A 10,449-nucleotide genomic window follows, 5' to 3' on the forward strand; every position below is an offset into this window, starting at 1 on the left:
CGGGCGGGGCCCCGGCCTCGGGCGGGGGTGCTGCAAGGACTGCGGCCCGCGACCTGGGGCTCGAGGCGCGAGATCAGCCCTGCGAAGCGCCAGCGCGGCCGGCCCGGCAACCGGCGCCCCTCAGCCCTCGCCGGTGAGCTTTCCGCGGAGCTGCTCCAGGGTCTGGGACAGCAGGCGGGAGACGTGCATCTGGGAAATGCCCACCCGGTCCGCGATCTGCGTCTGGGTCAAGCCGCCGAAGAACCTCATCACCAAAATTGCCCGCTCGCGCTTGGGGAGTTCCTGCAGCAGCGGCTGGAGGGCCTCGTGGTTCTCCACCATCGCCATCTCGTGGTCCGGCTCGCCCATCGTGTCCGCCAGGGACAACGCCTCCGCGTCGTCGTGGACCGGCTTGTCTACCGACAGTGCCTGGTACGCGTTGCCCGCCAGCAGGCCCTCTCGGACCTCGTCGACGTCCAGGTTCAAGTGCTCCGCCAGCTCCGTCGGCGTGGGGGCGCGGCCCAGGCGCTGGGACAGCACCGCCGAGCCCTGGCTCAACGACAGGTGCAGCTCCTTCAGCCTGCGGGGGACCCGGACCGACCAGCCCGTGTCGCGGAAGTGCCTGCGGACCTCGCCCATGATCGTCGGCACCGCGAACGACAGGAAGTCGTGGCCGCGGGAGGGGTCGAAGCGGTCGACCGCGTTGATCAAGCCGATCCGGGCCACCTGGACCAGGTCCTCGCGGGGCTCGCCGCGGCCCGAGAACCGGGTGGCGATGTGCTCGGCCAGGGGCAGCAGCTCGGTCACCAGCTTGCTGCGGACCACCTCCCGGCGGGGGTCGCCGGGGTCGAGGCCACCCAGTTCCTCGAACAGCGGTTCGCAGTGGGCATACTCGTCCGGGCGGTGGAGGAGGGTTTTGCGCTCGCTGCTCACGCGCTCGTTCCCGGGTTGAGCACCAGCTCGATCGTCACGATGCCCGCACCCCCACCAGGCAGCGCGTCGCAGTGCGCGGTCACCGACCGGCTCAGCGTCGTCAGGACGTGCCAGCCGAACGTGCGGTCGCTCGGCGGCCGCGGGTCGGTCGAGCGGGTCGAAACGATGACGTGCAGGCCGTCGGGGGCCAGGCGGAAGCGGCACTGCAGCTGCGAGCCGAGCTCCGCCAGCTGGACGAGCTGCGCGCACGCCTCGTCGACCGCCATCTTGGCGTCGGCGATGGCGTCCAGCCCGAAGTCCGCGCGCGAGACCACGCCGTGCGTGAGCATCCTGACCAGCGGGATCTGCTCCGCCATCGCGGGGAGCCGCAGCTCGACGAGTTCGTCGAGCAGCTCGTCGACGGTCGGCTTGCCGCCGAACGAGCTGTCGCTTCGAGTTTCTTCCATGCGGGAGGTACTACCCATCCGGTGTAATGCTGACACTTCGTGATCAGGCGTTTCGGGAATGGTCACCGGCCCAGCGCCCGTTCGAGTTCCTTCTTGGTCATCTTCGAGCGGCCGTCGATGTTCTTCTTCTTCGCTTCGTTGTAGAGCTGGTCCTTCGTCGGGCCACCCGGGCCCTTGCGGTTGCCGGACCGTTCGCCGCCGCGCTGCTGGGGCGATTTGTCCTTCAGCGACGTCTTGCTGGCCTGCCGGGACTCACCCGATTGCGCACGGTTCTTGTTCACCGTCCGTGCCGCGATCTCCTTGGCGCGTTTCGTGCTGGCGCCGCGGTCCTCGGCCGAGTCCTTGATGTGTTCGTACTGGCGTTCGCGCTTGCCGCTCCACGACTGAGGCATACCCGCTCCCTTCGTCCCGCGGGGTGGGTACCCGCTTGATCGCGCGGCAAACGTCCCGGCCGCGGCGGTTACCGCCTGCTCCTCACGGGTACGCGGGGAGCCGATGGAGAGGAGGGCCGATGCGGATCGGCTACACCCTGATGACCGAGCAGGCCGGCCCGGGCGATCTGGTCGAGTTCGCCGCCGGTGCGGAACGGGCCGGCTTCGACTTCGAGGTCATGAGCGACCACTACTCGCCCTGGCTGGACGAACAGGGCCACGCGCCCTACGCCTGGGCCGTGCTGGGCGCCGTCACCCAGGTGACCGAGCGCGCCGAGCTGATGACCTACGTGACCTGCCCGACCATGCGCTACCACCCGGCGGTGGTGGCCCAGAAGGCGGCAACCGTGCAGGCGCTCTCGGGCGGCCGCTTCACCCTCGGCCTCGGCGCGGGGGAGAACCTCAACGAACACGTCATCGGCCGGGGCTGGCCGCCGGCCAACGTCCGGCACGAAATGCTCGCCGAGGCCGTGCAGATCATCGGCGGCCTGTTCGACGGCGGCTACTTCGACTACGAAGGCAAGCACTTCCGCGTCGACTCGGCGAAGCTGTGGGACCTGCCCGAGAAGCGCACGCCGATCGGCGTCGCCGTCTCCGGTTCGCAGTCGATCCGGCGGTTCGCCCCGGTCGCCGACGCGATGATCGCCGTCGAGCCGAAGGTGGAACTGTCCCAGGAGTGGGACGCGACGAAGCTGGGCGGCGCGCCGAGCCGCAAGATCGGGCAGCTGCCCGTGTCCTGGGGCACGGACCGCGAAGCCGCCGTGAAGCGCGCGCACGAGCAGTTCCGCTGGTTCGCCGGCGGCTGGAAGGTCAACGCCGAGCTGCCGGGACCCGCCGGGTTCGCCGGGGCGACCCAGTTCGTCCGCGAGGACGACGTCGCCGGCTCGATCCCCTGCGGCCCCGACGTCGAGCCGATCGCCGAAGCGGTGCAGGAGTTCGAGAAGGCGGGCTTCACCGACGTCGCGCTCGTCCAGATCGGCGGTGACCAGCAGGACGGCTTCCTCGACTTCGCCGAGAAGGAGCTGCTCCCGGCCCTGCGTGGCTAAGCCGGTGCGGGGGCGGGCCGCCGTTCGGCCAGCTTGAGACGGTGGTCCGCCCCGGTCACCCGCAACGCCCGCCGGACCACCGGGTTCGTCCCGGTGACCACGAGCAGCTCGGTGCCGCCCGGCCCGGCCTGCAGCGCCGCGTGCAGCAGCACCCGGATCCCCGCCACGCCGAGGAAGTCCACTTCGGACAGGTCGACCACCAGCCGGTCCGGCGTCGCCCACAGGCGGTCGGACAGCAGCGAGGCGAGGTCGCCGGCGGTCGCGCTGTCGAGTTCGCCGCGCGCGGTCACCAGAACGGCGTGCAGAGCGGGCCACGCCGTGCGCAGCCGCAAGCTGGAGCGAGGTTTCATGCCGGTTCGCCACCGTCCTGATGCGGCGCGGCCGCAGCGCCGCGCTCGGGGAGTTCGAGCGGCTGCTGGTTGAACCGTGCACCCGAGACTAACCCTGCGCCGACCGCCCGCAACCGTCGTTGCTCCGAACGGGCGTGCGGCGCGCCGCGGTGGTGACCGCTCGTGCCCGGACTGACCGGGATGCAGTAATCTCGCGCTGGACCCGTTAAAGCGCTAGCGGCCCACTAGTGGCGCGCGCCCGGGTCCCCCCTGGTTGAGAGCGCCCTGTCGAAAAAGGGAGGGGCGTCACCAGGATGACGGGCGGCCATGAGCAGCTCACCGCGCGGCTGGACGAAGTCACGCTCGCGATGGAGTCGCTGACCGCGATGCTGGACAGCGAGCTCGACCTCGGCCAGATGCTGCAGGCGGTGTGCGACCACGTCGTGCAGGTGGTTCCGGGGGCGGACATGGCCAGCATCACGCTGGTGCGCGACGGCGTGCCGGAAACCGTGGCCAGCACCGACCAGCGGGCGGTCAACTTCGACCGCGAGCAGTACCGCATCGGCGACGGCCCGTGCCTGCGCGCGGCCGAGACGGGCCAGCCGGTCCGCGTCGGCGTGGGCGCGGTCGGGGACCTGTGGCCGCAGTTCGTGACCTCGGCCGAGCAGCTGGGCGTGGCGAGTTTCCTCGCGGCCCCGCTGACGGTCGACGAGGACATGTCGGGCGCGGTGAACCTCTTCGGCTTCGGCGAGCACGGCTTCAGCGAGCTGGGCACCAAGATCCTCGAGCTGTACACGGCGACGGTGGTGTTCGGCCTGCGCAGCGCCCGGCGGTACTTCGCGGCGCGCGAGCTGGTCGACCAGCTGAACCGGGCGCTGGAGACCCGCGCGGTGATCGACCAGGCGAAGGGCATCCTCATGGCGGCCCACCGGATCACGGCGGAGGAGGCGTTCCAGCGGCTGGTGAAGCGCTCGCAGGACGGCAACCGCAAGCTCCACGAGGTGGCGGCCGAGTTCGTGGCGGCGGTGGCCACGACGACGGCTTGAGCCGGCGGTCAGCCGGCCGGGACCTCGTCCGGGGGTGCGTCGGACTCGACCGGGGCCGGTGGGGGTTCCGGGCGGTGCTTGCTGCGCTGGCACGTCGTGCAGACCAGGGTGCGGCCCAGCACCGTGCCGTCGTCGGCGACCACCTGGGCCACGTGCATCGTCGGGAACCCGCACACCTCGCACGGCAGGGAGCCGTCCTCGCGGCTGATGCGGAGCTGGGTGCCCATCCGGCCTCCTGGTGTGACGTGGGTCTCACCACCTTGCCCGTGTCCGGGCCGAGACCTGGGTGAATTCACTCGTTCGGCCTAGCCGGCCGGGATCTTCGGTGACGGCCGTGTCGCCCGTCGTGATCCTGGGTAACCCGCCCGCGAACGGGAACGGGATTGCCGGAGGGGAGCGGAACATGCGAGACAAGCGGAACGACCTGCGGCCGGTGTCGGACCTCCTGGTCGACGGCGACTCGGCGGAACTGGAGCGCACGCGCCACAAGGCCGCGCTGGCCGTGGCGGCGCGGGCCAAGGACCCCGAGGACTGCGCACGGCTGCTGGACATGCTCGGGCTGCACCGGAGCGGCCAGCGCAGCACCGACGTCGCCTGAGACGGGGAGGATGACATGGCCCGGCCGGTCTGGAGCGGCGCGCTGAGCCTGGGGCTGGTCACCGTGCCGGTGGAGCTGTACCCGGCGGTGGCCGACCACACGATCCACTTCCACCAGTTCGAACGCGGCACGTCGGACCGGATCCGCAACCGCCGCGTCAACGAGCGGACCGGCGAAGAGGTCACCCAGGGCGAGATCGTCAAGGGCTACGACCTCGGCGGCGGGGACCACGTGCTCGTCGAACCGGACGAGCTGGACGAGATCGCGCCCGAGCGGTCGCGCCGGATCGACATCGAGCAGTTCGTCGAGCTCGACGAGATCGACCCGTGGTTCTTCGACAAGACCTACTGGCTCAAGCCGGCGAAGGAGGACTTCGCCAAGGCGTACGGCCTGCTGCTGCAGGCGATGGACCGCAGCGAGAAGGCCGGTGTCGCGAAGTTCGTGCTGCGCGGCAAGGAATACCTCGCCGCCGTCCGGGCCGGGGAAGACGTCATGGTGCTCAACACGCTGCACTTCGTCGCCGACCTGCGGAAGCCGAAGGACGTCATGGGCAAGCTGCCGCAGCTGCCGAAGCCGCGGCCCAAGGAGCTCGACATGGCCCTCGCGCTGGTCGACGAGATGACCGCGCCGTGGAAGCCCGAGGACTACCGCGACGAGTACTCCGAGCGCGTCGAAGAGCTGATCAAGGCGAAAGAAGCCGGCAAGGAGATCGCCCACGAAGAGGAGCCGGAGCCTTCCGCCGACGTCGTCGACCTGTTCGAGGCCCTGTCGCGCAGCGTGAAGAACCGCAAGGGCGGCGGCAAGGAACCGAAGAAGAAGGCCGCGAAGAAGCCTCCGCTGTCGGAGCTGTCGAAGTCCGACTTGGACAAGCTGGCCCGCGAGCAGGGCGTGAAGGGCCGCTCGAAGATGACGCGCGCGCAGCTCGAGAAGGCCTTGAAGGCGTCGTGACCGGCCCTGGCTGGCGCGAGCCGACCCTGGCCACGCTCACAAGCTTCGCCGCGCTGCAGCCCCGGACCCACCTCAGCGACCCCGCGCGGGCCCGGGCCACCGGCGTGCGCGTCTCCTACTACCTGTTCGACCTGCTCTACCACGAAGACGGCGCGCTGAAGTACGCCGGCAAGGTCGGCGCCGGCTTCGACGAGCAGCTGCTGACGTCGCTGCACGCGCAGCTGCGGGCGCGGGAGACGGCGCGGTCGCCGTTCGCCGGGCCGGTCAAGGAACCGGGCGCGCACTGGGTGCGTCCCGAGCTGGTCGCGCAGATCGGCTTCTGCGAGTGGACGCGGGACGGGCGGCTGCGGCACCCGCGGTTCGCCGGGCTGCGCGAGGACAAGAAGGCCGCGGACGTCGTCCGGGAGCGCGCGTGAAGACTTCCCACCCGGACAAGGTGTTCTACCCCGAGGACGGCCTGACCAAGGGTGACGTCGTCGAGTACTACCGCGCCGTCGCCGACGTCATGCTGCCGCACCTGCGCGGCCGACCCCTGACGCTGCGGCGCTACCCCGACGGCATCGGGAAGCAGGGCTGGTTCCAGAAGCACCCGGGGGAGCACTTCCCGGATTCGATCCGCGTCGAGCGCGTTCCCCGCCGCGGCGGCGGCACCGACGAGTACGTCGTGTGCGAAGACGCCGGAACCCTGGAGTACCTGGCGAACCAGGGGACCGTTGAGTTCCACGTCTGGCTGTCCACTGTGGACGCCCCGGACCGCCCGGATCGGCTGGTGCTCGACCTCGACCCGCCGGACGGCACGCCGGTCGCCGAGCTGCGCGCGGTCGCGCGGCGGATCCGCGGCCACTACGAGCGGGCCGGCCTGACGGCGTTCGTCCAGGCCACCGGCGGCCGCGGGTTCCACGTCCTCGCGCCGCTGGACGCGAAGTCGGACACCGAGACCGTGCTGGAGCTGTCACGCGCCCTCGCCGACCGCGTCGCCGGCGACGACCCCGATCGGCTGACCACCGCCCAGCGCAAGGAAAAGCGCGGCGGCCGGATCTTCCTGGACGCCAACCGCAACGGGTACGCGCAGACGTTCGTGGCCCCGTACTCGCTGCGCGCCCGCCCCGGGGCGGCGGCCGCGACCCCGCTGGACTGGCACGAGCTGGGGAAGGCGGACCCGGACGGCTGGGCGCTGGGCAAGGAGAAACAGCGGCTGGCCCGCAAGGAGGATCCCTGGCGGAACCTCGGCGAGCACGCCGGCTCGGCCGAAGCGGCCTTGAAGAAGCTCACCTGAGGAGCTTGCCCGCGGCCTTGAGGTCGGCGACGAAACTCGCGTAGGCCTCGTCCCGGTCGGGGGCGCGCAGCACCGCCGAAGGGTGCACCGTCGCCACCGCCGACGGCACCAGCTCGGCCAGGTCCGGCGGCGGTTCCAGGGGCTCGCCCCGGTGGGCGGTCAGCCGGAACTTCGGGCCCAGCAGCGCCTGCGCGGCCGTCGCGCCCAGCAGCAGCACCAGGTCCGGGCGCACCGCGCGCAGTTCCGACAGCAGCCACGGGCGGCACGCGACCACCTCGGTGCGGCCCGGCTTCTGGTGGATGCGGCGCTTGCCCTCGCGCTTGAACTTGAAGTGCTTGACGGCGTTGGTGACGTACAGGGCACCCCGGTCGAAGCCGGCTTCGTCGAAGGCGCGGTCCAGGAGCTTCCCGGCGGGGCCCACGAAGGGCTCGCCCGCGAGGTCCTCCTTGTCGCCCGGCTGCTCGCCGACGACGAGCACCTTCGCCCCGGCCGAGCCCTCGCCGAAGACCGTCTGCGTGGCGTCCTGGTACAGGTGGCACCCCTGGCAGCCGGACGCCGCCGACCGCAACCGGGCCAGGTCGGTGGTGTCCGGCGGCTCGGCACCGCGGGAATCCGGCATGTGCGGCGAAATTCCCCGTCCGGGCCGCGGGTAAACGTGCCCGGCCCGGGTAGCCGCAGGACAACCGCACTGGAGAGAGGAGTTCACGATGACCACCGCACGCGACATCATGACGTCGGACGCGACCTGCGCCCGCGAGTCGGACACCGTGCACGACGCCGCGGTCACCATGGCGCAGAAGGGTGTCGGCGCCCTGCCGATCTGCGGTGAGGACAACCGCCTGAAGGGCATGATCACCGACCGCGACATCGTGGTGAAGGTCCTGGCCGAGGGCAAGGACCCGCGGGCGCTCCACGTCGGCGAGCTCGCCCAGGGCGAGGTCGTGACGATCGGCGCGGACGACGACGCCCAGGAGATCCTGCGCACGATGTCCGAGCACCGCGTCCGCCGGCTGCCGGTGATCGACGGGCACGACCTGGTCGGGATCGTGGCCCAGGCCGACGTGGCCCGGGCGCTGTCCAACCCGACCGCCGGCGAGCTGGTCGAGGCCCTGTCCTACGACTGACCCGGCGTCTCGACGCAGTACGGCCGCCCCCGGCGCGAGGTTCCGGGGGCGGCCGTACTGCGTGTGCGGTCAGGGGGTCGCGGCACCGTCCTCAGTGGACTCGCGGACCGCCTCGGCGCGGGCGATGTGCCAGGCCACCAGCGCACCCGCGCCCACCGTGCCCCAGAGCACCAGCACCGCGTCGCGCGCGAACAGCCCGACGAGCAGCATCACCACCGCCGTGATGTCGCAGAGCACCAGCAGCAGGGGCCACCGCCGGGGCGAACGCAGCTTGCGGCCGCTGAAGGCGGCGGCGAACGCGGGATCACTCGCTTGGAGCTCCGCTTCGATCTCGCGCAGGGCGTGGCGTTCACGATCCGGGAGCATGGGGGCCTCCTCGCCTCGGCTATCGCGGGGATACCCGTTTTCCGCCGCGCCGAAGCACCGGAATCAGTGGTTGTCGCGGGGAATTCCCTTCGTCGCCGCGATGCGCTGGTAGGCCACGGCGGGCCGCAGCACCATGCCGTCGCAGAGCTGGTCGGTCATCGACCGCTGGATCTCCTGCCACGGCGTCTGCGATTCCGGCACCGGGTACCCGCCCGCCTCGGCCAGTTCCCGGTGGCGCCGCGCGAGTTCGTCGTCGGGGATCAGCACGTCGGCGGTGCCGGCGCCGAGGTCGATCCGGACCCGGTCGCCGGTCCGCAGCACGGCGAGGCCGCCGCCCGCCGCGGCCTCGGGGGAGGCGTTGAGGATCGACGGCGACCCGGAGGTGCCCGACTGGCGGCCGTCGCCGAGGCAGGGCAGCTCGTGCACGCCGCGCTTGATCAGCTCGGCGGGCGGGCGCATGTTGACCACCTCCGCCGAGCCCGGGTAGCCCAGCGGCCCGGTGCCGCGCATGACCAGCAGCGAGTGCTCGTCGACGCCGAGGTCCGGGTCGTCGATGCGGGCGTGGTAGTCCTCCGGACCGTCGAACACGACCGCGGTGCCCTCGTAGACCCCGCCGGCCAGGTACCGCTGCCGGAACTCCGGCGAGATGACGCTGGACTTCATGATCGCCGCGTCGAACAGGTTGCCCTTCAGCACCAGGAAGCCGGCGTCGGGGGTGAGGGCGGTGTCGAACGTCCGGATGACGTCCCGGTCGCCGGCCTCGGCGGTGCGGCAGTTGTCGCCCAGGGAGCGGCCGTTGACGGTGGGCGCGTCCTCGTGGATCAGCCCGTGCCGCATCAGCTCGTGCACCACGGCCGGGACACCGCCCGCGCGGTGGAACTCCTCGCCGAGGTACTTGCCCGCGGGCTGCAGGTCGACCAGCAGCGGGACGGCGTGACCGAGCCGCTGCCAGTCGTCGAGGGGCAGGTCGACGCCGATGTGCCGGGCGATCGCGCCGAGGTGGATGGGGGCGTTGGTCGAGCCGCCGATCGCCGAGCTCACCACGATGGCGTTCTCGAACGCCGCGCGCGTCAGGATGTCCGACGGCTTGAGGTCTTCGCGGACCATCTCGACGATCCGCAGCCCGGTCCGGTAGGCCATCCGCGCCCGGTCGCGGTGCGGGGCCGGGATGGCCGCGCAGCCGGGCAGGCTCATCCCGAGGGCTTCGGCGAGCGCGTTCATCGTCGACGCCGTGCCCATCGTGTTGCAGTGCCCGGGGGAGGGCGCGGACGAGGCGACGAGCTCCATGAACCCGGCGTCGTCGATCTCGCCGGCGGCCAGCAGCTCCCGCGCCTTCCAGATGATGGTGCCGGATCCGGTGCGCTGCCCGTCGAACCACCCGTTGAGCATCGGGCCGCCGGACAGCACGATGGCCGGGAGGTCCACGGTCGCGGCGGCCATCAGGCACGCCGGGGTGGTCTTGTCGCAGCCGGTGGTGAGCACGACGCCGTCGATCGGGTAGCCGTAGAGCGTCTCCACCAGGCCGAGGTAGGCGAGGTTGCGGTCCAGGGCCGCGGTCGGGCGCTTGCCGGTCTCCTGGATGGGGTGGACCGGGAACTCGATCGCGATCCCGCCGGCCTCACGGATGCCCTCGCGGGTCCGGTCGGCCAGCTGCAGGTGGTGGCGGTTGCAGGGGGTGAGATCGGAGCCGGTCTGCGCGATGCCGATGATCGGCTTGCCGGACTGCAGCTCCTCCCGGGTCAGGCCCCAGTTCTGGTACCGCTCGAGGTAGAGCGCGGTCATCCCGGGGTCGGCGGGGTTGTTGAACCAAGCTTCGCTGCGCAGTCCCATACCGGCCAGTCTGGCAACGGCGGTCCCGGATTGCACGCCCCGCCTCAAGCGCCCCAATGTGGCGTTGGGTGCGTCCAACGCACCGAACGCCACATTG

Annotated in this window: 15 protein-coding genes; 7 read left to right on the forward strand and 8 right to left on the reverse strand. The window is 71.6% G+C overall.

Going from position 1 to position 10,449, the window contains the following annotated elements; translation table 11 throughout:
- Positions 1 to 120: 120 nt before the first annotated feature.
- From ACWEVN_RS42460 to ACWEVN_RS42470, 3 genes are all read right to left on the reverse strand, one after another.
- Positions 121 to 912 (reverse strand): SigB/SigF/SigG family RNA polymerase sigma factor, encoded by a 792-nt coding sequence (locus tag ACWEVN_RS42460; RefSeq protein WP_449680246.1) that lies wholly within the window; start codon positions 910 to 912, stop codon positions 121 to 123.
- Positions 909 to 1,358 carry an ATP-binding protein gene (locus ACWEVN_RS42465; protein ID WP_310970546.1) on the reverse strand — a complete coding sequence of 150 codons (450 nt, stop codon included), beginning with the start codon at positions 1,356 to 1,358 and terminating at the stop codon, positions 909 to 911. Before ACWEVN_RS42465 ends, ACWEVN_RS42460 begins: the two co-directional genes overlap by 4 nt.
- Positions 1,359 to 1,420: 62 nt before the next feature.
- The gene (locus ACWEVN_RS42470; protein WP_191314474.1) at positions 1,421 to 1,750 is read right to left on the reverse strand and encodes a plasmid stabilization protein; all 330 of its coding nucleotides are present in this window, start codon (positions 1,748 to 1,750) and stop codon (positions 1,421 to 1,423) included.
- 119 nt (positions 1,751 to 1,869) lie between these two features.
- Between ACWEVN_RS42470 and ACWEVN_RS42475 the strand changes: the two genes are divergently transcribed.
- Positions 1,870 to 2,835, forward strand: coding sequence for a TIGR03557 family F420-dependent LLM class oxidoreductase (locus ACWEVN_RS42475; protein ID WP_449688055.1), 966 nt, complete (start codon positions 1,870 to 1,872; stop codon positions 2,833 to 2,835).
- Here the strand turns inward: ACWEVN_RS42475 and ACWEVN_RS42480 are convergent.
- Positions 2,832 to 3,185, reverse strand: a complete 354-nt coding sequence (locus ACWEVN_RS42480; protein WP_449688056.1) for an STAS domain-containing protein — start codon at positions 3,183 to 3,185, stop codon at positions 2,832 to 2,834. The two genes, ACWEVN_RS42475 and ACWEVN_RS42480, sit on opposite strands and share 4 nt — an antisense overlap.
- A 293-nt stretch (positions 3,186 to 3,478) precedes the next feature.
- On the opposite strand from ACWEVN_RS42480, the gene ACWEVN_RS42485 reads away from it, so the two are divergent.
- Complete coding sequence (locus ACWEVN_RS42485) at positions 3,479 to 4,210, forward strand: ANTAR domain-containing response regulator (RefSeq protein ID WP_191314477.1); 732 nt, start codon at positions 3,479 to 3,481, stop codon at positions 4,208 to 4,210.
- A gap of 8 nt (positions 4,211 to 4,218) precedes the next feature.
- Here the strand turns inward: ACWEVN_RS42485 and ACWEVN_RS42490 are convergent, their stop codons facing one another.
- Entirely contained in the window at positions 4,219 to 4,437 is a 219-nt protein-coding gene (locus ACWEVN_RS42490; protein ID WP_449688057.1) for a hypothetical protein, read from the reverse strand.
- A 176-nt stretch (positions 4,438 to 4,613) separates the two neighbouring features.
- Between ACWEVN_RS42490 and ACWEVN_RS42495 the strand changes: the two genes are divergently transcribed.
- From ACWEVN_RS42495 to ligD, 4 genes are read left to right on the forward strand one after another with little or no spacing between them, the layout of a single operon-like run.
- A complete protein-coding gene (locus ACWEVN_RS42495; RefSeq protein WP_449688058.1) occupies positions 4,614 to 4,808 on the forward strand; it encodes a hypothetical protein in 195 nt (64 codons plus the stop codon).
- A gap of 15 nt (positions 4,809 to 4,823) precedes the next feature.
- A complete protein-coding gene (gene ku, locus ACWEVN_RS42500) occupies positions 4,824 to 5,756 on the forward strand; it encodes a non-homologous end joining protein Ku (RefSeq protein ID WP_449688059.1) in 933 nt (310 codons plus the stop codon).
- Complete coding sequence (locus ACWEVN_RS42505) at positions 5,753 to 6,172, forward strand: ATP dependent DNA ligase (RefSeq protein ID WP_452055061.1); 420 nt, start codon at positions 5,753 to 5,755, stop codon at positions 6,170 to 6,172. The genes ku and ACWEVN_RS42505 overlap by 4 nt, the downstream gene beginning before the upstream one ends.
- Positions 6,169 to 7,032, forward strand: a complete 864-nt coding sequence (gene ligD / locus ACWEVN_RS42510) for a non-homologous end-joining DNA ligase (RefSeq protein ID WP_452055062.1) — start codon at positions 6,169 to 6,171, stop codon at positions 7,030 to 7,032. The genes ACWEVN_RS42505 and ligD overlap by 4 nt, the downstream gene beginning before the upstream one ends.
- Here the strand turns inward: ligD and ACWEVN_RS42515 are convergent.
- The gene (locus tag ACWEVN_RS42515) at positions 7,025 to 7,651 is read right to left on the reverse strand and encodes a UdgX family uracil-DNA binding protein (RefSeq protein WP_452055063.1); all 627 of its coding nucleotides are present in this window, start codon (positions 7,649 to 7,651) and stop codon (positions 7,025 to 7,027) included. The genes ligD and ACWEVN_RS42515 overlap by 8 nt on opposite strands.
- 88 nt (positions 7,652 to 7,739) lie before the next feature.
- On the opposite strand from ACWEVN_RS42515, the gene ACWEVN_RS42520 reads away from it, so the two are divergent.
- Positions 7,740 to 8,156, forward strand: coding sequence for a CBS domain-containing protein (locus ACWEVN_RS42520; RefSeq protein WP_310970564.1), 417 nt, complete (start codon positions 7,740 to 7,742; stop codon positions 8,154 to 8,156).
- A gap of 69 nt (positions 8,157 to 8,225) precedes the next feature.
- On the opposite strand, the gene ACWEVN_RS42525 is transcribed toward ACWEVN_RS42520, so the two are convergent.
- Entirely contained in the window at positions 8,226 to 8,522 is a 297-nt protein-coding gene (locus ACWEVN_RS42525; RefSeq protein WP_449688062.1) for a DUF3040 domain-containing protein, read from the reverse strand.
- A gap of 63 nt (positions 8,523 to 8,585) precedes the next feature.
- A complete protein-coding gene (locus ACWEVN_RS42530) occupies positions 8,586 to 10,352 on the reverse strand; it encodes an IlvD/Edd family dehydratase (protein WP_449680252.1) in 1,767 nt (588 codons plus the stop codon).
- Between the last annotated feature and the right edge of the window lie 97 nt (positions 10,353 to 10,449).

The sequence above is a fragment of the Amycolatopsis sp. NPDC003861 genome, from assembly GCF_053605405.1.

Excerpts from the sequence above, each read along its gene's own strand:
- ACWEVN_RS42465 (WP_310970546.1), bottom strand. The coding sequence starts at position 1,358 with ATGGAAGAAACTCGAAGCGACAGCTCGTTCGGCGGCAAGCCGACCGTC.
- ACWEVN_RS42470 (WP_191314474.1), bottom strand. The coding sequence starts at position 1,750 with ATGCCTCAGTCGTGGAGCGGCAAGCGCGAACGCCAGTACGAACACATC.
- ACWEVN_RS42475 (WP_449688055.1), top strand. The coding sequence starts at position 1,870 with ATGCGGATCGGCTACACCCTGATGACCGAGCAGGCCGGCCCGGGCGAT.
- ACWEVN_RS42480 (WP_449688056.1), bottom strand. The coding sequence starts at position 3,185 with ATGAAACCTCGCTCCAGCTTGCGGCTGCGCACGGCGTGGCCCGCTCTG.
- ACWEVN_RS42485 (WP_191314477.1), top strand. The coding sequence starts at position 3,479 with ATGACGGGCGGCCATGAGCAGCTCACCGCGCGGCTGGACGAAGTCACG.
- ACWEVN_RS42490 (WP_449688057.1), bottom strand. The coding sequence starts at position 4,437 with ATGGGCACCCAGCTCCGCATCAGCCGCGAGGACGGCTCCCTGCCGTGC.
- ACWEVN_RS42495 (WP_449688058.1), top strand. The coding sequence starts at position 4,614 with ATGCGAGACAAGCGGAACGACCTGCGGCCGGTGTCGGACCTCCTGGTC.
- ku (WP_449688059.1), top strand. The coding sequence starts at position 4,824 with ATGGCCCGGCCGGTCTGGAGCGGCGCGCTGAGCCTGGGGCTGGTCACC.
- ACWEVN_RS42515 (WP_452055063.1), bottom strand. The coding sequence starts at position 7,651 with ATGCCGGATTCCCGCGGTGCCGAGCCGCCGGACACCACCGACCTGGCC.
- ACWEVN_RS42520 (WP_310970564.1), top strand. The coding sequence starts at position 7,740 with ATGACCACCGCACGCGACATCATGACGTCGGACGCGACCTGCGCCCGC.
- ACWEVN_RS42525 (WP_449688062.1), bottom strand. The coding sequence starts at position 8,522 with ATGCTCCCGGATCGTGAACGCCACGCCCTGCGCGAGATCGAAGCGGAG.
- ACWEVN_RS42530 (WP_449680252.1), bottom strand. The coding sequence starts at position 10,352 with ATGGGACTGCGCAGCGAAGCTTGGTTCAACAACCCCGCCGACCCCGGG.